Origin of the sequence: Variovorax sp. OAS795 (assembly GCF_040546685.1) — a bacterium.
Classification (GTDB): Bacteria; Pseudomonadota; Gammaproteobacteria; order Burkholderiales; family Burkholderiaceae_C; genus Variovorax.
Genome location: NZ_JBEPOH010000001.1, coordinates 4,455,804 through 4,479,275 on the forward strand (window position 1 = coordinate 4,455,804; position 23,472 = coordinate 4,479,275).

General features: G+C 66.9%; 26 protein-coding genes and 3 tRNA genes. 4 read left to right on the plus strand and 25 right to left on the minus strand.

Annotated elements, in window-relative coordinates; all coding sequences use genetic code 11:
* Nucleotide 1 precedes the first annotated feature (1 nt).
* The 3 genes from ABID97_RS21505 to ABID97_RS21515 form a co-directional block, all read right to left on the minus strand.
* Nucleotides 2-259 (minus strand): MbtH family protein, encoded by a 258-nt coding sequence (locus ABID97_RS21505; RefSeq protein WP_354400602.1) that lies wholly within the window; start codon nt 257-259, stop codon nt 2-4.
* Between the two features lie 96 nt (nt 260-355).
* Complete coding sequence (locus ABID97_RS21510; RefSeq protein WP_354400603.1) at nt 356-559, minus strand: DUF4880 domain-containing protein; 204 nt, start codon at nt 557-559, stop codon at nt 356-358.
* 102 nt (nt 560-661) lie between these two features.
* Complete coding sequence (locus ABID97_RS21515; RefSeq protein ID WP_354400604.1) at nt 662-1,207, minus strand: sigma-70 family RNA polymerase sigma factor; 546 nt, start codon at nt 1,205-1,207, stop codon at nt 662-664.
* Nucleotides 1,208-1,472: 265 nt separating this feature from the next.
* Between ABID97_RS21515 and ABID97_RS21520 the strand changes: the two genes are divergently transcribed.
* Nucleotides 1,473-2,330: a plasmid replication/partition related protein gene (locus ABID97_RS21520; protein ID WP_354400605.1), complete on the plus strand. Its 858-nt coding sequence runs from the start codon at nt 1,473-1,475 to the stop codon at nt 2,328-2,330.
* Nucleotides 2,331-2,334: 4 nt separating this feature from the next.
* Here the strand turns inward: ABID97_RS21520 and ABID97_RS21525 are convergent, their stop codons facing one another.
* The gene (locus tag ABID97_RS21525) at nt 2,335-2,919 is read right to left on the minus strand and encodes a BPSL1445 family SYLF domain-containing lipoprotein (RefSeq protein WP_354400606.1); all 585 of its coding nucleotides are present in this window, start codon (nt 2,917-2,919) and stop codon (nt 2,335-2,337) included.
* 229 nt (nt 2,920-3,148) lie between these two features.
* On the opposite strand from ABID97_RS21525, the gene ABID97_RS21530 reads away from it, so the two are divergent.
* Entirely contained in the window at nt 3,149-4,291 is a 1,143-nt protein-coding gene (locus ABID97_RS21530) for a DSD1 family PLP-dependent enzyme (RefSeq protein WP_354400607.1), read from the plus strand.
* Between the two features lie 8 nt (nt 4,292-4,299).
* Nucleotides 4,300-4,707, plus strand: a complete 408-nt coding sequence (locus tag ABID97_RS21535; protein WP_354400609.1) for a RidA family protein — start codon at nt 4,300-4,302, stop codon at nt 4,705-4,707.
* Between the two features lie 24 nt (nt 4,708-4,731).
* Here the strand turns inward: ABID97_RS21535 and ABID97_RS21540 are convergent, their stop codons facing one another.
* The 10 genes from ABID97_RS21540 to gabT form a co-directional block, all read right to left on the minus strand.
* Complete coding sequence (locus tag ABID97_RS21540) at nt 4,732-4,974, minus strand: GlsB/YeaQ/YmgE family stress response membrane protein (protein ID WP_354400610.1); 243 nt, start codon at nt 4,972-4,974, stop codon at nt 4,732-4,734.
* Between the two features lie 152 nt (nt 4,975-5,126).
* Nucleotides 5,127-5,756: a L,D-transpeptidase gene (locus tag ABID97_RS21545; RefSeq protein WP_354400611.1), complete on the minus strand. Its 630-nt coding sequence runs from the start codon at nt 5,754-5,756 to the stop codon at nt 5,127-5,129.
* A 50-nt stretch (nt 5,757-5,806) separates the two neighbouring features.
* Nucleotides 5,807-6,124 carry a hypothetical protein gene (locus ABID97_RS21550; protein ID WP_354400612.1) on the minus strand — a complete coding sequence of 106 codons (318 nt, stop codon included), beginning with the start codon at nt 6,122-6,124 and terminating at the stop codon, nt 5,807-5,809.
* A 250-nt stretch (nt 6,125-6,374) separates the two neighbouring features.
* Nucleotides 6,375-7,853, minus strand: a complete 1,479-nt coding sequence (locus ABID97_RS21555; protein WP_354400613.1) for an NAD-dependent succinate-semialdehyde dehydrogenase — start codon at nt 7,851-7,853, stop codon at nt 6,375-6,377.
* 55 nt (nt 7,854-7,908) lie between these two features.
* Nucleotides 7,909-8,865 carry an agmatinase gene (gene speB, locus ABID97_RS21560; RefSeq protein ID WP_354400614.1) on the minus strand — a complete coding sequence of 319 codons (957 nt, stop codon included), beginning with the start codon at nt 8,863-8,865 and terminating at the stop codon, nt 7,909-7,911.
* A gap of 11 nt (nt 8,866-8,876) precedes the next feature.
* A complete protein-coding gene (locus ABID97_RS21565) occupies nt 8,877-9,695 on the minus strand; it encodes an ABC transporter permease (protein WP_354400615.1) in 819 nt (272 codons plus the stop codon).
* A gap of 22 nt (nt 9,696-9,717) precedes the next feature.
* Nucleotides 9,718-10,974, minus strand: coding sequence for an ABC transporter permease (locus ABID97_RS21570; protein ID WP_503012788.1), 1,257 nt, complete (start codon nt 10,972-10,974; stop codon nt 9,718-9,720).
* A gap of 20 nt (nt 10,975-10,994) precedes the next feature.
* Entirely contained in the window at nt 10,995-12,023 is a 1,029-nt protein-coding gene (locus tag ABID97_RS21575; protein ID WP_354400617.1) for an ABC transporter substrate-binding protein, read from the minus strand.
* Between the two features lie 49 nt (nt 12,024-12,072).
* Nucleotides 12,073-13,167 carry an ABC transporter ATP-binding protein gene (locus tag ABID97_RS21580; protein WP_354400619.1) on the minus strand — a complete coding sequence of 365 codons (1,095 nt, stop codon included), beginning with the start codon at nt 13,165-13,167 and terminating at the stop codon, nt 12,073-12,075.
* Between the two features lie 26 nt (nt 13,168-13,193).
* A complete protein-coding gene (gene gabT / locus ABID97_RS21585; protein ID WP_354400621.1) occupies nt 13,194-14,486 on the minus strand; it encodes a 4-aminobutyrate--2-oxoglutarate transaminase in 1,293 nt (430 codons plus the stop codon).
* Between the two features lie 160 nt (nt 14,487-14,646).
* On the opposite strand from gabT, the gene ABID97_RS21590 reads away from it, so the two are divergent.
* Complete coding sequence (locus ABID97_RS21590) at nt 14,647-16,059, plus strand: aminotransferase-like domain-containing protein (RefSeq protein WP_354400623.1); 1,413 nt, start codon at nt 14,647-14,649, stop codon at nt 16,057-16,059.
* A gap of 27 nt (nt 16,060-16,086) precedes the next feature.
* On the opposite strand, the gene ABID97_RS21595 is transcribed toward ABID97_RS21590, so the two are convergent.
* The 11 genes from ABID97_RS21595 to ABID97_RS21645 all read right to left on the minus strand — a co-directional run bounded on the left by ABID97_RS21595 (nt 16,087) and on the right by ABID97_RS21645 (nt 23,446).
* Nucleotides 16,087-16,515, minus strand: a complete 429-nt coding sequence (locus tag ABID97_RS21595; RefSeq protein ID WP_354400625.1) for a GFA family protein — start codon at nt 16,513-16,515, stop codon at nt 16,087-16,089.
* Between the two features lie 43 nt (nt 16,516-16,558).
* The gene (locus ABID97_RS21600; protein WP_354400626.1) at nt 16,559-17,023 is read right to left on the minus strand and encodes an SRPBCC family protein; all 465 of its coding nucleotides are present in this window, start codon (nt 17,021-17,023) and stop codon (nt 16,559-16,561) included.
* Nucleotides 17,020-17,352, minus strand: a complete 333-nt coding sequence (locus ABID97_RS21605) for an ArsR/SmtB family transcription factor (RefSeq protein ID WP_354400628.1) — start codon at nt 17,350-17,352, stop codon at nt 17,020-17,022. Before ABID97_RS21605 ends, ABID97_RS21600 begins: the two co-directional genes overlap by 4 nt.
* 179 nt (nt 17,353-17,531) lie before the next feature.
* A tRNA-Asp gene (locus tag ABID97_RS21610) sits at nt 17,532-17,608 on the minus strand.
* A 69-nt stretch (nt 17,609-17,677) separates the two neighbouring features.
* Nucleotides 17,678-17,753, minus strand: a tRNA-Glu gene (locus ABID97_RS21615).
* A 51-nt stretch (nt 17,754-17,804) separates the two neighbouring features.
* Nucleotides 17,805-17,880: transfer RNA gene (locus ABID97_RS21620), tRNA-Ala, on the minus strand.
* A 36-nt stretch (nt 17,881-17,916) separates the two neighbouring features.
* Nucleotides 17,917-19,305 carry a glutamate--tRNA ligase gene (gene gltX / locus ABID97_RS21625; RefSeq protein WP_354400629.1) on the minus strand — a complete coding sequence of 463 codons (1,389 nt, stop codon included), beginning with the start codon at nt 19,303-19,305 and terminating at the stop codon, nt 17,917-17,919.
* A gap of 8 nt (nt 19,306-19,313) precedes the next feature.
* The gene (locus ABID97_RS21630; protein WP_354400631.1) at nt 19,314-20,543 is read right to left on the minus strand and encodes an O-succinylhomoserine sulfhydrylase; all 1,230 of its coding nucleotides are present in this window, start codon (nt 20,541-20,543) and stop codon (nt 19,314-19,316) included.
* 8 nt (nt 20,544-20,551) lie between these two features.
* Nucleotides 20,552-22,054 (minus strand): amidophosphoribosyltransferase, encoded by a 1,503-nt coding sequence (purF, locus tag ABID97_RS21635; protein WP_354400633.1) that lies wholly within the window; start codon nt 22,052-22,054, stop codon nt 20,552-20,554.
* Between the two features lie 12 nt (nt 22,055-22,066).
* Nucleotides 22,067-22,552, minus strand: coding sequence for a CvpA family protein (locus ABID97_RS21640; protein ID WP_354400635.1), 486 nt, complete (start codon nt 22,550-22,552; stop codon nt 22,067-22,069).
* An 18-nt stretch (nt 22,553-22,570) separates the two neighbouring features.
* On the minus strand, nt 22,571-23,446 hold the full coding sequence (locus ABID97_RS21645) for an SPOR domain-containing protein (RefSeq protein WP_354400637.1): 876 nt from the start codon (nt 23,444-23,446) through the stop codon (nt 22,571-22,573).
* Nucleotides 23,447-23,472 lie beyond the last annotated feature (26 nt).

Consider the following 23,472-nt stretch of genomic DNA (forward strand, 5'->3'; position numbering starts at 1 on the left):
GTCAGCCGGCCGTGGTCTTCAGGCTGGTGGCGGGAGTTGTTTCCTGCTGCGCCATCCACTCGCGCAGCGAGCGCGGCCGCATATCGGTCCACGCCTCTTCGACATAGGCGAGCACGGTCTTCTTGTCGCCCTCGACGCCGCCGACCGCGGTCCATCCGTTCGGCACGGCCTTCCAGTGGGGCCAGATGGAATACTGGTCTTCGTGGTTGACCAGAACGATGAAGGTCTCGCCTTCGCGATCGAAGCAGCTCGTCGACATGGATACGTCCCTATGGTTGAACAGAGGCGCGGTGCGACGGCCCGGCGGGCCATCTCTTCGCTCCTGCTCAACAAGACGTTTCAGGCCGGGATCTGTTCACTCCGAAGCGGACGGCGGCACCAGGCCGGCCAGGAGCCACAGGCGGGCCGCCTTGTCGTAGGCCTTGCGATGGGCAGCATCGGCAACGAGCCACGCCGTCATCTCGGCGCGCGCGGCCGCATCGAAGTTCTCGCGGTCGTGCTCGCGCTGCACCCACTGCCACGCGGCGCTCCAGAGGGGGTCGTCCTGTTCTTGTGTCATGCGTGAATGATGAAAGGCATTGCGCGGGCGCATGTTGCGCCGGCGCCAGGACTTTTACCTTACACCAATCCCGCTGGTGTCCAGTGGCGCGCGAAGCGGCGCTCAATCGTCCTCGAGCAGCCGGCCGCATGCCTTGATGGCCTCTGCCGCTTCGGCGATGAGCCCGTTCACGAGGCCGAGTGCGCAGCCCATGTGCAGTGCGATCTCGCGCTGCGTGAGACCTTCGAGCCGGTAGAGCTCGAACACCCGCCGCGTGCGCGCGGGCAGGCCAGCCAGCACCTTGTCGATCGCGTGAATGGCCTGCCGCTCGCGCATCAGGCGGTCCGGTGCAGGAGGCCCCGCCACATCCAGCGCCTCGACGTCGATGTCGAAGCTGCGGTAGCTCGCCTCCACGGTGTGGCGCCGGCAGCAATCGAGCGCGACGTTGCGCACCACCTGGCAACAATAGCCGATGGGCCGGTCGGCCTTGCGCACACACGGGCCGTCGGCAATCTTGAGATAGGCATCCTGCATCACGTCGTCGGCCAGCTCCCGCGTGCGGACGATCCGTCGCGCCACGCGCATCAGCTGCGGACGATGGGCGATGAAGACCTCCGCGAGCGTGGGCTCGGACGAATGAAGCGCCATCTCGGCGGGCTCTCTCATCATGCGAGGCGGGGCGCAGGCCGCCCTGAGGAATGCCGGCGAAGGCGCGGACCTGTGACCATGAAGGCGGTACTCCTGAAGTTCTAAATACAAATGAGAATTATTACTAATTGCGGATGCATGAAAGCTCCGTTCCCCACCCTCTTCATGCTCCATACCCCATAGACGTTCGAGCACGCCAAAGCGAGACAGCCATGCTGGCGCTTCCGGGCCGATCGAACGTTCGCCGCCCATCTAGAATTTCGCCCCTTTCCCCGCTCCCTTGCCCATGAACATCGTCGTCAACGAAGAACTCAAAGCCTATATCGACCCACTGACCCCGGAGGAGCACGAGGCGCTGGAACGCAGCATCCTTACCGAAGGCTGCCGCGACGCGCTGGTGCTGTGGGGCGACGTGCTGGTCGACGGCCACAACCGCTACGGCATCTGCCAGAAGCACGGCCTGCCGTTCCAGACGGTGCAGAACACGCGCTTCAAGACGATCGAGGATGTGCACCTCTGGATGATCGACCAGCACCTGGGCCGTCGCAGCATCTCCGACTTCCTGCGCGGCGTGCTGGCGCTTCGCAAGAAGGACATCGTCGACGAGCGCCGCGCACGCGCGCTGGCGCAGACGGCTTCGCCGGACGACAACGACCCGCCCTTCGACACCGATGCGCCGCAGGCGTCACCCGCCGACCGCGCTGCCACCCTGCCTCCACCCGCGCCGCTCGGCAGCCGCGAAGCCATCGCGCGTGCCGCGCGGCTCAGCAGCAACCAGGTGGTGATGATCGAGAAGATCCAGAAGCAGGCCGCGCCCGAACTCGTGGCGGCGGTGAAGGCCGGCGTGATCTCCATCAACACGGCCGCGGCCGTGGCGAGCCTGCCCGCCGACGAGCAGGTCTCGGCGGCCAACGCCGGCAAGGACGAGCTCAGGCAGGCGGCCAAGCGCGTACGCGAATCCAGGCGCAGGCCCCGCGAGGAGGCGGTCGAATCTGCTGGACCGGATACGGCCGAGTCGCCGGCAACCGATGGGGCCGTTTTGCAACTGCAGCAGCGCGTGGCCGAACTGACGGCCGAGAACGCCGCGCTTCAGAGGCAAATTGCCGAGCTGCAGTCGCGGCTCCTCGCGCACGCCGGCGGTTGACGGGCTACAGCCTGATCTCGCTGATCTTCGCGCCCGACAGCGACACGCCCGCTTCGAGGCCGACATTGGTCAGCACAAAGCCGACCACGGGCTGCTGGATGGTGTTGGTGTCGATGCTGCCATTGGCGCCGAAGGTGGCGGCGGCCACGGTGGCATCGGCACCGGCGGTCCAGCCCTTGCTGTTGCGGAACCGGTCGAGCGCGGCCTGCGTGGTGAACACGTAGATCACGGCCTTGGACTGCGCGCCAGCCTGGAAGCCGATCGATCCGGCCGTGGTGCTGTAGTACGCCTGCGTGCGCCCGCCCACGCGCAGCGCGCCGCGGCCGTACTCGGCGCCGATGCCCATGCTGGCGCCGACCACGGCGGGAAACACCAGCACGCCCTTGGACGACGCGACCAGTTCGCGCGAACCCCGCGCGGAGTCGTAGAGCTTGGACAACGCGGCATCCACCTGGGCGTCGATCGATGCGCGCGACGAGGTGCTGCTGGCCTGGTCCTGGGGCCGCGTGGTGGTGCAGCCCACGACCGCGACGCCGCCGACCGCGACGGCACACGCAAGCACGAGGCTGCGGAAACGAATGGATGGCATGGCGCTCTCCTTTGCAACAAGAAATCGATGAAAAGCCGGGTGCGGCGGCCTGCGGTTCGATCCATGCTAGTTCCGGAAAATCCCTTCGGCACCGGCTTGGGAAATCCGCCTACGCGAAGTTGCGCCACCCAAGAAGCACGGTGGGCGCCCCGGGGCATTCAGCCTGGCTTAACGATCGATACAGCTGCGTTGAACCACGCCAGCCCCTCGAATCCTTACAGTAGGGCGCATGCACACACCCACGCACCTCGCGGCGCTCGGCACGCCGGCGGCCCTCATCGACCTGCCGCGCATGCAGCGCAACATCGACCGCATGCAGGCGCGCATGGACGCGCTCGGCAAGCGTTTTCGCCCGCATGTGAAGACCACCAAGTGCACGCCGGTCGTGCGTGCGCAGCTCGCTGCCGGCGCACAGGGCATCACCGTTTCCACGCTCAAGGAGGCCGAGCAGTTCTTTGCCGACGGGATCACCGACATCCTCTATGCCGTCGGGATGGCGCAGCACCGATTGGCGCAGGCACTTGCCCTGCGGCGCAAGGGCTGCGACCTCAAGATCATCACAGACAGCGCGGCCTCCGCCGCGGCCATCAGCGCGTTCGGACGCGCGCAGGGCGAGCCGTTCGAGGTATGGATCGAGATCGACACCGACGGCCACCGCTCCGGCATCAAGCCCGGCGAAGCGGCGCTGCTCGAGGTGGGGCGCATCCTGCATGCGGGCGGCATGGTGCTGGGCGGGGTTCTCACGCATGCGGGCTCCAGCTATGACCTCGACACGCACGAGGCGCTGGCCGCGCTGGCCGAGCAGGAACGCGCGGGCTGCGTGCAGGCCGCCGAGCGGCTGCGCGCGGCCGGCCTGCCCTGCCCCGTGGTCAGCGTCGGCTCCACGCCCACGGCGCTGTCGGCAGAACAACTGGACGGCGTGACCGAAGTGCGCGCCGGCGTCTACGTGCTGTTCGACCTGGTGATGAAGAACGTCGGCGTCTGCGAGCCGCAGGACATCGCGCTCAGCGTGCTGACCACCGTCATCGGCCACCAGCCCGACAAGGGTTGGGCCATCGTCGATGCGGGCTGGATGGCGATGAGCCGCGACCGCGGCACACAGAAACAGAAGCGCGACCACGGCTATGGGCAGGTCTGCAGCGTCGACGGAACGGTGCTCGAGGGCTACCTGCTCAGCGGCGCCAACCAGGAGCACGGCATCCTCTCGCGCGAGGGCGCGCCCGACCCCGACATCGAAGCGCGCTTTCCCATCGGCACGCAGCTTCGCATCCTGCCCAACCATGCCTGCGCCACAGGCGCGCAGTTTCCCGGATATCACGCACTGGCGCCGGACGGAACACTGGAAACCTGGAGCCGGCTGCACGGCTGGTAGGCAACACCATGAGCACCAAGAACACCACCGACATCCAACCCGTCGCACCAGCCGGTCTTGCGGCACCGGGCGGCCACTACAGCCACGCCACGGTGGCCAATGGCTTCGTCTTCGTGTCGGGGCAGCTGCCCATCGCGCCCGACGGCACGCGCCTCGCCAAGGCCTCCTTCGAACAGCAGGCGCAGCAGGTGCTCGAGAATGTGGCGGCCGCCCTGGCTGCGGCCGGAAGCGGGATCGATCGCCTGGTGCAGGTGCGCGTCTATCTCGATGACATCGAGAACTGGCCGGCCTTCAACACTCTCTATGCTGAATGGGCCGGCGATGCGCGGCCCTCCCGCGCCATCGTGCCGACGGGACCGCTGCACTTCGGCTTCAAGGTGGAAGTCGAAGTGGTCGCCCTCGCCGGCAGCCGCTGAAGGCGGCGCAGCGAAGGCGCGCAATCAGCGCTTGATGAGCCGCACGATGAACAGCAGCACCACCGCACCCACGGTGGCAACGAGCAGGCTGCCGACAAGTCCGCTGCCTTGGGCGATGCCCAGTGTGGTGAACATGAAGCCGCCGAAGAAGGCCCCGACCACGCCGACGACAAGATCGCCGATGAGGCCGAAGCCGCCGCCCCTGACGAGCATGCCGGCGAGCCAGCCAGCCACCAGGCCCACGACGAGAAACCAAAGCAAATTCATTTTTCTACTCCCTTGTTGAGGCCGAGTTGGCCGTGAGCGGCGAGCCTAGCAGCCACGAACGCGCGAAAGATCGGTGCCGCATCGAGCCCGTGATTTTTTGCTGCGTGAGGAGGATATTTTTTGCAGCTCGTCCCGGTGCCGCATCGCCCTTCTCAATGCGGCAGGAACTTGAAGTAGTCGCGCGGCGGCCTCGTCTCAGGCAGCACGTAGATGACGCCGGGCGCCCTGCCGAACAAGGGCTTGACATGCGCGTCGTAGAACTTCGCGGGAACATTGATGCATCCGTAGGAGATGCGGTGATCCTCGGCCAGCGTGGAAGCAAGCCGCTCGAGCCGGCGCTCGTTCTTGTTGCCGGTCCGGACCCGATGCATCGACACGGCCGCCTCGTAGTCGATCCAGACGATGTCTTCGCCCTGCAGGTTGACGCCGGGCTCCGAGATGAAACGCCCCGCGGGCGTGGTCCGCTCTTCGGGCCGGATGGCGGACATCTTCCGTTCGCCGATGCCAGGCACCGAGTCGTCACCGCGCGCAAGCCCCAGCAGCACCGGCGACGCGCCCTTGAGGCCGCCGTCCGCGCCATAGATGAACACGCGTGCGCCCTTCTTGTCGACGATGGCGAAGGGCAGGCCTTGGCTGTCGCGCGTGGCCAGGGCTGCCTGCGCGAGTTGCCGGACGTCGGGCGGTTCCGTCTCGGCGCTTCGCGCGGGTTCGGCCGCGGCCGCTGGTTGCAGGAGCGTTGCAAGGCCGACGAGGGCCAGCGTGAGGAAGCGTGAGATGTGCATAAAAAAAGGCCGCTGGAGGGGCAGCGGCCGGGTGTGGAAGCGAGCGAGGATCAGCCGCGGTCGGCGCGGGCACGGCGCATGACCGGCCGATGCTTGTGAGCGGGCGCATAAGCGGCCGAGCGAACCGGCGCACTCACGTAAGGCTCCTGGGCCCTCGTGGGAGGCGTTGCGGATTGCATCGTCGTGCCGGTCTCGCCCATCGGGCCACCGGTCTGGTTCTGCTGGCCCGCCGGCATTTGCGCGTTGCCCGAAACGGAAGGCATGTCTGCCTTCTTTCCCGGTGCAACACCTTGCGCGATGGCAGGTGCAATGGCAAAGGCCATGGCGGTGGCCACCAGGATGCGGCACATCGAACTCTGAATCTTCATGGGATCTCCTTGGGTTTCGAATCGACTGCGTCCACCGGGAGATTCCGATGCCAACGCAGTCCAGCCGAGAACGCCCAAGGGTAAGCAGGCGCGCGACAAGGCACGCGCTTGCAAGTTCCACGGATGTGACTTTTGGCGCGCTTCAACGCGCTGTCTGCGCAGCCGAGCCGCGGCGCGAGCGCCGCGCCGTCGCCAGACGGTGAATGAATTGTTAAACGCCTTCTTTCGTCCGCCGCGGCGATGCGAAGCCCTACTTCTGGATGTCTCCGAGGCAGAGGTACTTGATCTCGACGTAGTCGTCCATGCCATGGTGCGAACCCTCGCGCCCGAGGCCCGACTGCTTCACGCCGCCGAAGGGCACATGCTCGGTGGCGATCACGCCGGCGTTGATGCCGACCATGCCGTACTCCAGCGCCTCGGCCACGCGAAAGATGCGGCCCACGTCGCGGGTGTAGAAGTAGCTCGCCAGCCCGAACTCGGTGTTGTTGGCCGCATCGATGGCCTCCTGCTCGGTCTTGAAGCGGAACACGGGTGCGAAGGGACCGAAGGTTTCTTCGCGCGCGCAGAGCATGTCGGGCGTGGCCTCGGCGATCACGGTGGGCTCGAAGAACTGGCCGCTGATCTTGCGCCCGCCGGCCAGCACCTTGCCGCCCTTGGCCACGGCATCGTCGACGTGGCGCTGCACCTTGTCGATGGCCGCGTCCTCGATCAGCGGGCCCTGCATCACGCCTTCGTCGAAGCCGTTGCCGACCTTGAGCGCCCTGACCTTGGCCGAGAATTTCTCGACGAAGCTGTCGTAGATGCCGTCCTGCACATAGAGCCTGTTCGCGCACACGCAGGTCTGGCCGGCGTTGCGGTATTTGCTGGCCATGGCGCCCTCGACCGCCGACTCGACATCGGCATCGTCGAACACCAGGAACGGCGCGTTGCCGCCGAGCTCGAGCGACAGCTTCTTGACTGTCGGCGCGCACTGGCTCATCAGGATGCGGCCCACCTCGGTCGAGCCCGTGAAGCTCAGGTGGCGCACGATGTCGCTCTCGCAGAGTTCCTTGCCGACCGCGATGCTGTTCTGGCTGTCGGCCGTGAGCACGTTGAGCACGCCGGGCGGAATGCCTGCGCGCACCGCGAGCTCGGCGGCGGCCAGCGCCGTGAGCGGCGTGAGTTCGGCCGGCTTGATGACCACGGTGCACCCTGCCGCGAGCGCCGGCGCCACCTTGCGCGTGATCATCGCGAGCGGAAAATTCCACGGCGTGATGGCCGCGCACACGCCGATGGCCTGCTTCATCACCAGCAGGCGCCGGTTGTTGTCGAACTGCGGCAGCACCTCGCCGTTGACGCGCTTGGCCTCTTCGGCAAACCACTCGATGAAGCTCGCGCCGTAGGCAACCTCGCCCTTGGCCTCGGCAAAGGGCTTGCCCTGCTCGGCGGTCATCAGGCGGCCCAGGTCCTCGGTGTTGGCGATCAAGAGGTCGAACCACTTGCGCAGCACGATGCTGCGCTCCTTGCCGGTCTTGCCGCGCCATGCCGCAAGCGCCTTGTGGGCAGCGGCTATCGCCGCGGCCGCGTCCGCGCGCGAGAGGTTGGCCACGTCGGCGAGCTTCTGGCCGGTGGCGGGGTCGTTCACGTCGAAGCGGCTCGCGCCTTCGACCCATTCGCCGGCGATCAGCGCATCGGTCTTCAGAAGGGTCGGGTCGTTGAGCAATGCGAGGGGGGATGTCTTCGTATTCATGATTTTTCTGTCGTCTTCGTGGAAATATCGGACTGGCCGGGGCCAGCCACACGCATCAGCGGTAGGACACGCCGGGCAGCACGCAAAGCATCTCGTACAGAAGATTGGCCCCCAACAGTGCGGTGTTCCCGCTGGTGTCGTAGGGCGGACTCACCTCCACCAGGTCGGCGCCCACCACGTTCAGGCCGCGGCAGCCGCGCACGATCTCCAGCGCCTGCGGCACCGTGAGGCCGCCGATCTCGGGCGTGCCCGTGCCGCCGGCAAACGAAGGGTCGATGCCGTCGATGTCGAAGCTGATGTAGACCGGATGTGCCGGCCCGATGCGCTCGCGCACCTGCGCCATCAGCGGCGCCAGCGACTGGTACCAGACCTCGTGCGCCTGCACCACGGTGAAGCCTTGCGCGCGCGGCCAGTCGAAATCGTCGGCCGCATAGCCGGTGCCGCGCAGGCCGATCTGCCAGACCTTGTCGCATGCCAGCAAGCCTTCTTCGACCGCGCGGCGGAACGGCGTGCCGTGCGCGATGCGCTCGCCGAACATGTCATCGTTCACGTCCGCATGCGCATCGACGTGCACCAGCGCCACCGGGCCGTGCTTGCGCGCCAGTGCCCGCAGGATGGGCAGCGCGATGGTGTGGTCGCCGCCGAGGGTGAGCGGCGCGCAGCCGGCGGCCAGCACGGTGTCGTAGAAGGCCGAGATGATCTCGACGGACTTCTCGAGCGAATAGGTGTTGATCGGCACGTCGCCGAGGTCGGCCACGTTCAGCCGGTCGAACGGCGCGGCGCCGGTGGCCATGTTGTAGGGCCGCAGCAGGGCCGACTCGGCGCGGATCTGCCTGGGCCCGAAACGCGCGCCCGGCCGGTTGGAGGTGCCGATGTCCAGCGGCACGCCGATGAAGGCCGCGTCCAGGCCCTCGGCCGACGTTGCAGCGGGCAGCCGCATCATCGTGCCGGGCCCGGCAAATCGCGGCATGGTGTTGCCGCCGAGCGGCTGGTTCGGTGTGGCAGCAGGCATGGTGCGGGGGTTCAGCGGCGCCGGCCGCGCAGCCATTCGAGCGCGAGCAGCAGCGTGGTGGTGAAGATGATGAGCAGGGTCGCCACGGCGGCGATCGTCGGCGAGATGTTCTCGCGGATGCCGGTGAACATCTGGCGCGGCAGCGTGACCTGGTCGGGCCCCGCGAGGAACAGCGTGACCACCACTTCGTCGAACGAAGTGGCAAACGCGAACAGCGCACCCGAGATCACGCCCGGCGCAATCACCGGCAGCGTGATGCGCATGAAGGTCCTGAACGGCGTCTCGCCCAAGCTCAGCGAGGCGCGCACCAGGTTGTGGTTGAAGCCCGCCAGCGTGGCCAGCACGGTGGTCAGCACGAAAGGCGCGCCCAGCGCCGCATGCACCACGATCAAGCCGAAGTAGGTGTCGGCCAGGCCGATGGGTGCGAAGTAGAGGTAAGTGGCAACGCCCACCACCACGATCGGCACCACCATCGGCGAGATCAGCACGCTCATGAGCAGGCCCTTGAAGGCGAAGCTCGTGCGCGACAGGCCGACCGCCGCGAGCGTGCCCAGCACCGTGGCCAGCACCGTTGCGGCGGGCGCCACGATGAAGCTGTTGCGCGCCGCGCGTGCCCACTCGGGCGATTCGAACAGGTTGCGATACCACTTGAGCGACCAGCCCGGGATCGGGTACGCCAGGAACGAACTGTCCGAGAAGGACAGCGGAATCACCACGAGGATGGGCGCCAGCAGGAACGCCAGCACCGCGACACAGCCGGCGCGCACCAGCCACCAGCCGAGCTTGTCGGCGAAGGTGGCATAGGCCGGGAATTGAGGAAGCTTCAGCATGCTTTTTCGTCCTTCGTGCCGCTCAGCCGAGGCTCAGCTCGGCCTTGCCGATGCGGCGGTACACGGCATACAGCAACAGCGTGGCGACGAGCAGCACGGCGCCCAGCGCACAGGCCATGCCCCAGTTGATCTCGACGTTGGTGTAGCGCGCGATGTAGTAGCTCAGCATCTGGTCGTCCGCACCGCCGAGCAATGCTGGCGTCACGTAGTAGCCGATGGCCAGGATGAACACCAAGAGCGCGCCGGCGCCGATGCCCGGATAGGTCTGGGGTACGTACACGCGGAAGAAGGCCGCCAGTGGCGAGCTGCCGAGCGAGACAGCCGCGCGCAGGTAGGTGGGGGGCACGCTCTTCATCACGCTGTACAGCGGCAGGATCATGAACGGCAGCAGGATGTGCACCATCGCGATGATCACGCCGGTGCGGTTGAACAGCAGCGCCAGCGGATGGTCGATGAGGCCGATGCCCATGAGCCCGCGGTTGACCAGCCCCTCGGACTGCAGCAGCACGATCCACGCGGCCACGCGCACCAGGATGGAAGTCCAGAACGGCACCAGCACCAGGATCATCAGCACGTTGGCCTTGCGCGCCGGCAGCGTCGAGAGCCACCAGGCCAGCGGATACGCCAGCAGCAGGCAGAAGAAGGTGACCACCGCGCTGATGTTGAAGGTGCGCAGCAGGATGCCGGCAAACGCGCGCTGGTCGGCGGGCATGCGCTCCACCTCGCCAGCCACGTCGCGCCGCAGGTCGACCGAGGCGAGCAGGTAGTCGGGCGTCCAGCGCGATCCGTTCTTGGCAATGGCCTGCCAGAACGGCGCCTCGCCCCAACGCGGATCGAGTGCCAGCATGCGTGCCTTGATTTCGTCCGGCGTGCCGGCGATCGGCAGCGCCCGGAAGGCGCCCATCACGAGCGAGCGGGCGCCCGCGATCTCGGTGTTGAGGCGGCGCGCCAGCGCGCCCGCGTCGGAGCTGTCGGGCAACTGCCCGAGGTCGGCCGCGAAGGCGGCATAGGCCGCGGGCGCGGGCGCCTCCTTGCGGTCCCAGCCATCGAGCGCACGCACGGTGCGCGGCAGCGCATTGGCCACCTCGGGGTTCTCGACCGCGCGCTGCAGCAGCGCCACGATGGGCACCAGCAGCGTCAGCAGCAGGAAGACCAGCAGCGGCAGCGTGAGCGCGAAGGCGCGCCACTTGCGGCGCGACTCGGCGCGTGCCAGCGCACGCCGGAGTTCGCCGGGCGGCGCCTCCGCCGAGGCCAGGGGGACAGACATTGCCGCGTGCATGGCCTCTTCCTCTTGCGTGCTTACTGCGTGGCCCAGGATGCGAAGCGCTTCTCGAGCGCCTCACCCTGGTCGGCCCAGAAGCCGACGTTGAACTGCAGCGCATCCTTGGCGTTGGCCGCCGAGGTCGGCAGATCGGCCAGCACCTTGGGGCTCAGCGCAGCCAGTGCCTTGGTGTTGGTCGGGCCGTAGGCGATGTTCTGCGCATAGACCGTCTGGTTGGCCGGCTGCATCGCGAACTGGATGTACTTGAGCGAGGCTTCCTTGTTCGGCGCGCCCTTCGGGATCACGAGATAGTCGAGGTCGTAGATGCCGCCCGGCCAGTAGATCTTGAGGTCGCGGCCTTCGCGGTTGGCCGCGTCGATGCGGCCGTTGTAGACGGTTGTGAGCACCACGTCGCCGGCCACCAGGAACTGCGGCGGCTGGGCACCGGCTTCCCACCACTGGATGTTGGGCTTGAGTTCGGTGAGCTTCTTGAATGCGCGGTCGGCGCCGTCCTTGGTGCCCAGCACCTTGTACACGTCGGCCGGCTTCACGCCGTCGGCCATGAGCGCGAACTCGAGGTTGTAGCGCGCGCCCTTGCGCATGCCGCGCTTGCCGGGGATCTTCTTCACGTCCCAGAAATCGGCCCAGCTGGTGGGCGCGGTCTTGAGCTTCTCGCCGTTGTAGGCCATCACGGTCGACCACACGAACAGGCCGACGCCGCAGTCGGTGACAGCGGCCGGCAGGAAGTCGGCCTTGTTGCCGATCTTCGAATAGTCGAGCTTCTCGAACAGGCCTTCGTCGCAGCCGCGCGCCGCATCGGGCGATTCGACCTCGACCACATCCCAAGTGATCTTCTTGGTCTCGACCATGGCCTTGATCTTGGCCTGCTCGCCGTTGTATTCGACCGGGATGATCTTGGTGCCGGTCTTCTCGTAGGGCTCGTAGTAGGCCTTCTTCTGCGCGTTGGCATTGGCGCCACCGAAGTTGACCACGGTGAGCTGCTGCTGCGCGAAAGCGGGCAGTGCGAAGCTGGCCGCGACGGTGCAGGCAAGGAGTGTCTTTTTCATGGTGGGTATCTTCCTGGGTGATGGACGGAAACGGGAAACAGCGCCGGCGTCAGAGCGCATACATGCGCGCATGCGCAACGGGAAATTCGAGCGCCACCGATTCGCCGGCCTGCGGCGTGGCAATGCCGCCCACGCCGGTCAGCGGCAGCTTCACGGTGGCCTCGGCCTGGCCGCCGCCCACGCTGCAGAGCAGCCGCAGGTGGTCGCCGAAGTAGATGACACGCGCCACCACGGCTTCGAGCATGTTGGCGCCCTGCGCATCGGGCTTGCGGTGCAGCACCACGCGCTCGGGGCGGATGCAGGCCTCCACGGCCGTGCCCGCGGCCGCGCCGCTGACGTTGAGGCCGTGCAGCACGCGGCCGTCGGGCAGCTTCATCTCGGCCTGCTCGCCGCCGCGGCTCAGCTGGCCCTTGAGCACGGTGTTGTCGCCGACGAAGCCCGCCACGAAGCGGTTGGACGGCGTCTCGTAGAGCCGGCCGACGGTGTCCAGCTGCTGGATCACGCCTTCGTTGAACACTGCCACGCGGTCGCTCATGGTGAGCGCCTCGCCCTGGTCGTGCGTCACGTAGACGAAGGTCACGCCCAATTGGCGGTGCAGGTCCTTGAGCTCGATCTGCATGTGCTCGCGCAGCTGCTTGTCGAGCGCACCGAGCGGCTCGTCCATCAGCACCAGCTGCGGCTCGAACACCAGTGCGCGCGCCAATGCCACGCGCTGCTGCTGGCCGCCCGAGAGCTGGCCGGGCAGCCGGTCGGTCATGCCGCGCAACTGCACCATGTCGAGTGCGCGCTGCACGCGGCGCTGCTGCTCGTCCTTCGACACCTTGCGCACGGTGAGCGGATAGGCCACGTTCTGGCCCACGCTCAGGTGCGGGAACAGCGCATAGTTCTGGAACACCATGCCGAAGTGGCGCTTGTGCGGCGGCGTGCCGGTGATCGGCTTGCCCTCGAGCAGTATCTCGCCCGAGGTCGGCGACTCGAAGCCGGCCAGCATCATCAGCGTGGTGGTCTTGCCCGAGCCCGAAGGCCCGAGCAGGCTCAGGAACTCGCCGCGGTGGATGTCCAGGTCGAGCTGGCGCACCACCAGGTGTTCGCCGTCGTAGGTTTTCTGGACGCGCTGGAAGCGCACCAGGGGTTCTTGTGTCATGGAGGAGCTCAAGAAAAAGTGACCGGTCAGCGCAGCGCGGCGAAGCTGTCCGCGAGAAGCGCCAGGCCTTCGTCCACAAGCAAGTCGGATGCCGTCAGCGGCACCAGCACGCGAATTACATTGCCGTAGGTGCCGCATGACAGCAGGATTAACCCGCGCCGCGCCGCTTCCGCTACCACTTTTCGGGTCAGCGCGGCATCGGGCCGCGCGGTGTCGCCTTCTTCGAACAGCTCGATGGCCACCATGGCGCCGAGCCCCCGCACGTCGCCGATGGCGGGCTCGACGGCCGCGATGCGGCGCAAGCTCGCCGTGAGCCTTTCACCCAGTGCCCGGCTGCGCGCCAACAGTTGCTCGTCGTCGAACACCTTGAGCACTGCCAGTGCGGCGGCGCAGCCGATGGGGCTGCCGGCATAGGTGCCGCCGAGCCCGCCGGGGGCCGGGGCGTCCATCACCTCGGCACGGCCCACCACGCCCGAGATCGGGAATCCGCCCGCCATCGACTTGGCGGTGGTGATCAGGTCGGGCGCCACGGTCCATTGCTCGCTGGCGAACCAGGTGCCGGTGCGGCCGGCACCGGTCTGCACTTCGTCCGCGATGACCAGGATGCCGTGCCGATCGGCGAGCGCGCGCAGGCCCTCGACGAAATCGTTGGGCGCGACGTAGAAGCCGCCCTCCCCCTGAACCGGCTCCAGGATGAAGGCTGCCACGCGTTCGGGCTCGATGTCGTTCTTGAACAGGAGCTCGACCGAAGCCAGCGCGTCGTCCACGCTCACGCCGTGCAGCGCATTGGGGTAGAGCGCATGGAACACCTCGCCAGGAAACGGCCCGAAGCCCACTTTGTAGGGTGCCACCTTGCCGGTGAGGCCCAGCGTCATCATCGTGCGGCCGTGATAGCCGCCGGTAAAGGCAATGACGCCCGGCCGGCGGGTGTAAGCGCGGGCGATCTTCACCGCGTTCTCGACCGCCTCGGCGCCGGTGCTCAGGAAGATCGACTTCTTGGCGAAACCGCCGGGCGCCAGCGCATTCAGGCGCTCCGCCAACTCCACATAGGGTTCGTAGGCCAGCACCTGGAAGCAGGTGTGCGAATAGAGGTCGACCTGCGCCTTCACGGCGGCGCTGATCTCCGGATGGCAGTGCCCGGTGTTGAGCACCGCGATGCCGCCGGCAAAGTCGATGTAGCGGCGGCCTTCGACGTCCCACACCTCGGCATTGACGGCGCGGCTGACGAAGATTTCATGGGCCTGGCCGACGCCGCGCGCCACGGCCGCGCTGCGGCGGGCCATGAGGGCGGCGTTGCTGAGATGGGGTTCGCGCTGCATGGACAAGACCTGTGCCTGGATGAAGAAGCTGGCACTTTAGGTTTCGGGTCCGGCTGCGGCCATGTACAGGGGACGCGATGGTTTTGCGGACTGTGCTGGTCTTGTATCCTGTACATACTTTCCTCAATATGGTGCAGATCGGCCTGCCGGGATACCCTCGATGCTCATTCTTCACCCCGAACAGCCGACTCCGCTCGTGAGTCAGATCGTGGAGGGACTGCGCGGGCTGATCGGCGCCCAGAAACTCAAGGCCGACAGCAAGCTGCCCTCGATCCGGGCCTTTGCCGCAGCCCATGGCGTCAGCGTCTTCACGGTGGTGGAGGCCTACGACCGCCTGGTGGCGCAGGGGCTCCTGGTGTCGCGCGCCAACGCGGGATTCTTCGTCAAGCGGCGCAGCGACGACAACGCGGCCGGCGGCGGACCCGCGGCGGCCCCATCCGACCCGCGCTTCGACGCGCGCTGGTACCTCCGGCAGATCTTCGAGAACCGCAACCTGCCGCTCAAGCCGGGCTGCGGCTGGCTGCCGCACGACTGGCTGTTCGAGGACGGCATGCGCCGCAGCCTGCGCAGCCTCGCAGCCGGCGGCACAGACATAGGCGGCTATGGCCTGCCGTTCGGCCATATGGCGCTGCGCATGGCGGTGGCCGATTCGCTCTGCGAGCGGCAGATCGCGGTCGAGGCCGGCCAGGTGCTGCTCACCCAGGGCTCGAGCCAGGCGCTCGACCTGGTGGCGCGCCAGTTGCTCAAGCCGGGCGACGAGGTGCTGGTGGACGACCCCGGCTATCCCAACCTGATGTTCATGCTGCGCTTTCTCGGCGTGCACATCATCGGCGTGCCGCGCACGCCCACGGGCTACGACCTGCCCGCTCTCGAGGCGCTGCTGGCGGTGCACCGGCCCAAGGCCTTCTTCACGCAGCCGCGTCTGCAAAGCCCGACCTGCTCCCTGGCGTCGATGCCGCAGCTCGTGCGGCTGCTGCAGCTGGCGCAGGAACACCAGTTCGCGCTGGTCGAGAACGACATCTATGCCGACATGGACGCCTCGTCGCGGCCCTCGCTCGCAAGCCTCAGCCAGCTGCGGCAGGTGGTCTATGTCGGCAGTTTCTCCAAGACCATCTCACCGAACCTGCGGGTCGGCTACGTGGTGGCGCAGCCCGAGCTGATGGAAGACCTGGCCCAGCTGAAGATGGTGTCGGGCCTCACCTCGTCGGACATCACGGAGCGGCTGGTCTTCGGCGCGGTGACCGACGGACGCTGGCGCAAGCACCTGAAGTCGCTGCGCGACCGGCTCGCGCAGGCGCATTCGAACGTGGCACGGCGCCTGGAAGCGCAGGGCTTCGAGATTTTCCACGAGCCCGCGGCGGGCCTGTACCTGTGGGCGCGCCATCCGGACATCACCGATGCCGCGGACCTGTCGCGGCTCGCGGCCATGGAAGGCATCATGCTCGGCCCCGGACAGTTGTTCCTGGTGAGCCCTCGCCCGAATGGATGGCTGCGCTTCAACGTGGCCTTCAGCGAGGACGAGCGGATCTGGCAGTTCCTCGCGCGCAGCATCGACGAACGCAAGGGCGAGTGAGGCAGGCCGCGCGGGTGGCGCCACCCGTCAATCCGCAGAGGCGCCCGGCGGCATCCTGTCGAACCGCTGCAACGCCGGGTCCACGGCATCCCAGGCATGGCCGCGCACCGCATACGTCACGAAGTCGGGCTTGTAGCGGCTCGGGTCATCGAGACTCGCGGCATGCACGATGAAGAGATCGGGCGCGGCGGGCAAGGTCAGGTAGACCGGCGAACCGCAGACCGGACAGAAGGCGTGCCGCTTGACCGTGCCTTCGTCGCTGGCAACGTCCCACTCCCGGGCTTCTCCCGTCAGCTTGACCTTGGCGCGCGACGCGAAGGCCATGTACGAGCCGTGGCCCGTGCCGCTTCGGTGCTGGCAGTCGCGGCATTGGCAGTCGTTCATGCCCACCGGCGTATCGGAGATTTCGAAGCGGATGGTGCCGCAGGCACATCCGCCGGAATAAGCGTCGCTCATGGTCGGTTTTCCTTTCGTGGTTTCTTGCCGTCGTGGCTTGCGTTCAATGCAGCGTCTGGGCGATGGCACCGATGCCGGGCACCACCTTCTTCCAGCCCTCGCCCATCGACTTGAGTGCGGAGTCGTTCGTCGGCGTGACGAAACCGGCGTGCACCAGGCGCAGCCGCGTGCCGCCTTCGGTCTTCGCCAAGGTCCAGGTGACCACGGTGTCCAGCGGCGAGCCGTAGCCGACGTTGCCCGGGTGCCCGCCCTTCCATGCGTAGGCGATCGATTCGTTGGGAACGACCTGGAGCACCCGGCACCGGATGACGCCGTCCCACTCGCCGGCGGGCGTCGTCTGGAAGGTGAATTCCTTGCCCTCGACAGGCTCGAAGCCCTTTGGCTCCATGAGCCAGCGCCCGATGAGGGCGCCGGTGGTCAATGCTTTCCAGACGATCTCCGGTGCGTGCGCGAGAGTTTCTTCGACGACGATGTCCCGGAGGCCGGGACGCGAGGCAACTTGGTTCATGGATCGATCTCTTTCAGAAGTTCATGGAGGCCGGCAAACCGCTCGCGCCAGAACACGCCGTAGTGCCCCATCCAGTCGACCAGGGGAGCGAGCCCCTTTGGCTCGGCGCGGTAGAAGACATTGCGCCCTTGCGCGCGGTCGATCACCAGGCCGGCCTGTCTCAAGGCTCGCAGGTGCTGCGAGACGGCCGACTGCGTGACGCCGCTGCCGTGCGTGAGCTCCGCAACGCTGATCTCGTCGGAGGACCGCACGATCCGCTCGAACACGGCGCGCCGCGTGGGATCGGCGAGCGTGCGCATCACGGTGTCCAAGGGGGCGGCAGAAGTCATGGGGAAATATTAGTCTCCGCTAATTCATAAGTCAAGACTACTTTATCTGCGCAATCGGAATTGAATAAGGTGCTCGCGGCGAGCGAGGCGTTGTTCGATAGGAATTCAGCCTCCCAGAACAGGAGGCCCGAAAAGACAAAAGGGCTAGCAGACGCGAATCTGCTAACCCTTGTCGGAACTGGCGGAGTGGACGGGACTCGAACCCGCGACCCCCGGCGTGACAGGCCGGTATTCTAACCAACTGAACTACCACTCCTGGTAGACAACGTTCACTCCTTGCGGAGCCAAGTGCTGACGACTTGTGCCTGCTTCACTTGCGCGAAACTGGCGACCCTACGGGGATTCGAACCCCGGTAGCCACCGTGAAAGGGTGGTGTCCTAGGCCTCTAGACGATAGGGTCAAAACCTTAGGAACCGTGCTGAGATCAGCACTTATCTTCTCGACACTTTGATGGTGGAGGTAAACGGGATCGAACCGATGACCTCTTGCATGCCATGCAAGCGCTCTCCCAGCTGAGCTATACCCCCGTGTGGGTGTCGAGCCTCAAATTATAGCCTGAAAAATCAGGCCCTTTTCAAACGCTCGATGACTTTTTCGCGAGAAAAAATTGCGAGCACTGAATCGAGGGATGGTGTCTGCGCAGTTCCCATCACGAGGACGCGAACCGGCATTGCCAACACTGGCATTTTCACAGAATGTGCGGCCAAAACTTCCTTGATGCCTGCGGCAATCGAAGTTTTTTCCCAGCTCACGCTCGCCAGCTTTTCGGCCAGCGTGGCGATGACGGGCTTCACCGCATCGGTGATGTGCTGCGCGCGATCGGCTTCGCTCACGGTCACGTCGGCATAGAACGCGGCGGCCCAGTCGGCCAATGCCACCGTGGTTTCGCAGCGGTCCTTGAAGAGCGCGCAGATCGCGGGCAAGCGTTCGTCGGCCACGAGGCCGCGCTTTTGCAGTTGCGCCGCGACCAGCGGTGCGAGTTCATCGTCGGCCTTGGCCTTGATGTACTGCGCATTGACCCACGACAGCTTGGCGGCGTCCCACTGCGCAGGACTCTTCGACAGGTGCGAACCGTCGAACCAGCTCACCATCTGCTCGCGCGTGAAGAGCTCGTCGTCGCCATGGCTCCAGCCCAGGCGCGCAAGATAGTTGAGCATGGCTTCGGGCAGGTAGCCGTTCTCTTCGTAGGCGGTGACGCTCACCGCGCCGCGCCGCTTGGAGAGCTTCTGCCCGTCGTCGCCGAGGATCACCGGCACATGGCCGAACGCAGGCAGCGGTGCACCCAGCGCGCGAAAGATGTTGATCTGCCAGGGCGTGTTGTTGATGTGCTCGTCGCCGCGGAAGACATGCGTGATGGCCATGTCCCAGTCGTCGACCACCACCGCGAAGTTGTAGGTGGGCACACCGTCGGGCCGCAGGATGATGAGGTCGTCGATCTCGCGGTTGTTGATGGTGATCTCGCCCTTGACGAGGTCGTTCCAGGTCACGTCGCCTTCGGGCGGGTTGCAAAAGCGCACCACCGGCGGCACGCCTTCGGGCACGGGCGGCAGCACCTTGCCCGGCTCGGGACGCCAGCGGCGGTCGTACAGCGTCTTTTCGCCGCGCGCGCGTTGCGCCTCGCGCATCTCGTCGAGCTCGGCAGGCGTGCAGTAGCAGTGGTACGCGGTGCCGGCCGCGAGCATCTGCGCAATGACTTCGCGGTAGCGCTCGAGGCGCTGCATCTGGTAGACCGGGCCCTCGTCGTAGTCCAGGCCGAGCCAGTGCATCGAGGCCAGGATCTGGTCGGTCGAGTCCTGCGTGGAGCGGGCCACGTCGGTGTCCTCGATGCGCAGCACGAACTCGCCGCCGTGGTGGCGCGCATAGGCCCACGAGTAGAGCGCGGTGCGGGCCGTGCCCAGGTGAAGAAAACCGGTGGGAGACGGAGCGATGCGGGTGCGAACTTTGCCGGTCATTGGATCGATCAGGATTTCAGGGTGCCGAGGCCGCCAAGACCTCGAGAGAGGTCGGCCTTGATGTCGTCGATGTACTCGAGCCCCACCGCGACGCGGATCAGCCCCTGGCTGATGCCGGCGGCCTGGCGCTGCGCTTCGGTGAGGCGGCCGTGCGACGTGGTGCCGGGGTGCGTGACGATGGTCTTGGTGTCGCCCAGGTTGGTGGCAATGCTCACCACGCGCGTGCTGTTGATCACGTGGAATGCGTTGGCGCGCGCGGTTTCGGGGTTGTCGCCCACCACGTCGAACGACACCACCGCGCCGCCCTGCCCCGACTGCTGGCGCATGGCCAGGTCGTGCTGCGCGTGCGAGGCCAGGCCCGGGTAGTAGACGCGCGCAACGCCGGGCTGCGCTTCGAGCCACTGGGCCACGGCGAGCGCATTGGCGCACTGCGCCTGCATGCGGATGCCCAGCGTTTCCAGGCCCTTGAGCACCACCCATGCGTTGAACGGCGACAGCGCCATGCCGGCGGTGCGCACCACCGGGCCGAACACGTCGACGATGAGCTTCGACGGACCGCAGATCGCGCCGGCCATCACGCGGCCCTGGCCGTCCAGGTACTTGGTGCCGGAATGGATGACGAGATCGGCGCCCAGTTCGGTCGGCCGCTGGAGCACGGGCGTGCAGAAGCAGTTGTCGACCGCGAGCAGCGCCCCCGCGCCGTGCGCAAGGTCGGCCAGCGCGCGGATGTCGCACACCTCCGTCAGCGGATTGGTCGGCGTCTCGGCAAACAGCAGCCGTGTGTTGGGCTTGAGGGCCGCACGCCATTCGGCCACGTCGGTCTGCGAGACGAACGTGGTCTCGACGCCGAACTTGGCGAACTCCTTGCCGAACAGGTTCAGCGTGGAGCCGAACACCGAGCGCGAGCACACGACGTGGTCGCCGGCCTTGAGCAGGCCCATGCACATCATGAGGATCGCGCCCATGCCGGTGGAAGCGCCGATGGCGGCTTCCGTGCCTTCCATGGCCGCGAGCCGCTGCTCGAAGCTGGTGACCGTGGGGTTGGAAGTGCGCGTGTAGGTAAAGCCCGCTTCGGTGCCCGCAAAGCGGCGCGCCGACGTCTCGGCGTCGGGCTGTACGAACCCGCTGGTCAGGAACAGCGCTTCGGAGTGTTCGCCGTGCTGGCTCGGCGCCAGGCCGGTGCGCAGCGCGAGCGTGTCGCGGTGCAGGCCGGGCGGCAGGGTGCGTTCGTCAGTCAATTGAGCCCTCACTCGCTGTGATTGGGAAGTGCCAGGCGCGAAGAATCTTCTTCGGTCTCCTCGATGCGCGGACGGTTGCCGTTCATGCGCGAGATGGCTTCGGTGTCGATGTCGCCCGTCACGTACACGCCGTCGAAGCAGGAGGCGTCGAAGCCGTCGAGCTTGGCGTTGAGCGAACCGATGGCGCGCTTCATGGCGTCCACGTCCTGGTAGATCAGCGCGTCGCAGCCGATCAGCTCGCGGATCTGCTCGACGGTGCGGTCGTGCGCCACCAGTTCGTCCTTGGTCGGCATGTCGATGCCGTAGACGTTCGGGTAGCGCACCGGCGGCGCGGCGCTGGCCAGGTAGACCTTGCGTGCGCCGGCGTCGCGCGCCATCTGCACGATTTCGCGGCTGGTGGTGCCGCGCACGATCGAGTCGTCGACCAGGAGCACGTTGCGGCCCTTGAACTCGCTCGCAATCACGTTGAGCTTCTGGCGCACCGACTTCTTGCGCACGCCCTGTCCCGGCATGATGAAGGTGCGGCCCACGTAGCGGTTCTTCACGAAGCCTTCGCGGTACGGCACGCCCAGCAGGTGCGCGAGCTGGGTGGCGCTCGGGCGGCTCGATTCGGGAATCGGGATGATCACGTCTATCTGGTTGGGCGGCACGGTGGACACCACGCGCTTGGCCAGCGTCTCGCCCAGGTTCAGGCGCGCCTGGTACACCGAGATGCCGTCGAGCACCGAGTCGGGACGCGCGAGGTAGACGAACTCGAAGATGCAGGGGTTCAGCGTGGGCGACTCGGCGCACTGCATCGAGTGCACCTTGCCCTCGAGGTCGATGAACACGGCTTCGCCCGGCGCGATGTTGCGCTCGAACACGTGGCCCGAACCTTCGAGCGCCACCGATTCACTGGCCACCATCACGGTGCCGTCGGCGCTGCGGCCCATGCAGAGCGGGCGAATGCCGTAGGGGTCGCGGAAAGCCAGGAGGCCGTGGCCGGCGATGAGCGACACCACGGCATACGAGCCGCGCAGGCGCTTGTGCATGTTCTTGACCGCGGCAAACACCTCGGCCGGGTTCAGCGGCACGCCGCGCGATGCGCCTTCGATCTCGTGCGCGAGCACGTTGAGCAGCACTTCGGAGTCGCTCTCGGTGTTGGTGTGGCGGTGGTCGGTGGAGAACAGCTCCGCACGCAGCGCATGGGCGTTGGTGAGGTTGCCGTTGTGCACCAGCACGATGCCGAAGGGTGCGTTGACGTAGAAGGGCTGCGCCTCTTCCTCGCTGTAGGCATTGCCCGCGGTTGGATAGCGCACCTGGCCCAGGCCCACGCTGCCCGGCAGCCCGCGCATGTTGCGGGTGCGGAACACGTCGCGCACCATGCCCTTGGCCTTGTGCATGAAGAACTTGCGTTCGAGCAGGGTGACGATGCCGGCCGCATCCTGGCCGCGATGCTGCAGCAGCAGCAAGGCGTCATAGAGCAACTGGTTGACGGGTGCGCTGCTGACAACGCCGACGATTCCACACATGAACGATTCCTCTCAGGGCAGGTAGCTTGCCAACTTTTCAGGCAACGCGGGTTTCAGGCCCTGCAATGCCGCATCGAGAACAATGGCGCTGTGCGATTCGTGCCACCAGGCACTGCCGCTCAACGCCAGCAAATGAACAATGACCGCCAGCACGAGCAGGGCAACCGCACCCCGCGCCGCGCCGAAGACCCCACCCAGCAACCGGTCCACCGGCCTGAGGCCGACAGCCGCAATCAACTTCCGCGTCAGCGCGGCCACCAGGCCCACGCCGAACGCCACCGCCACGAACACCAGCACAAAGGCCAGCGGATAGCGCCAGGTGGCCTGCGGATCACCGAAGGGCAGCCATGCCGCGACCCCCGACGCCAGCCACTGGGCGGCAAAGAAGGCAGCCACCCAACCCGCCAGCGAAATCACTTCGAACACCAGGCCCCGCCAGAGGCCGAACAGCATCGACACGACGATGAGCGTGACGGCAATCCAGTCGAGCAAGGCCACGGCGGCGTGCGATGGCTACTACAACGTGAGGATGGCGGCCGACAAAGACAAGCCCTTGACCTTCTCGGCGGCCTTGTCCGCCTCGGCGCGCGAGCCGAACGGGCCCACACGCACACGCGTGCGCTCGCCGTCGGCCGTCTTGGCCACGTTCACATAGGTCTTGAGCCCCGCCTTCTCGAGTTTCTGCCGCACTTCGCGCGCCTTGTCGGCATCGGCAAAGGCGCCGACCTGCACCACGAAGCGGCCGCCGTCTTCGGCGGCGGCGGGCTTGGTGCTGGTGTTGGACGGCTTGCCTTCGAGCAGCGCGCGCGCACGGTTGCCGTCCTCGGCCGAGGCCGGCTTGGCTGTCGCGGGCTTGGGTTCAGGCTTGGGCTCCGGCTTGGCCTCGGGCTTCGGCTTGGGCTCGGGCTTGGGTTCCGGCTTCGGCTCGGGTTTGCGTTCGGGCTTGGGCTCCGGTTTGGCTTGTGCGGTGGGCCGGGTCTCGGCCGGTGGCGTGGCGGCGGCCGGCTTGCCGGGCGTGATCTCGGTGCCGTCGGCGGTTTCGGTGATCATGCCGCCGCTCGATGTGGACGGGGGTGCCGCGGCCACGCGCGTGCCGCTGTCGGCCGCGCCGGTGGTGGGCGCTGCGGGTGCCGGCGCTGCGGGCACGGGCAATGGCTTGACCTTGTTGCGGTCGGGAATCTCGATCGGGATGTCGACCGAGACGGGACGCGGCTGGGTGTCGAACAGAAGCGGAAATCCGATCACGCCAAGCAGCACCAGGACGGCCGCGCCCACCAGCCGGTGCCGCGCGCGGCGACGCATGGTTTCGACACTTTCCGCCGGGACGGCAGCCGGTGCGCTGCGTCCTTCGTTGCCTTGCGGGCCGCGCGTGCGGAACTTGAAAAACGCCATGAAGTTCGATCCCTGAAGGAGTGCAG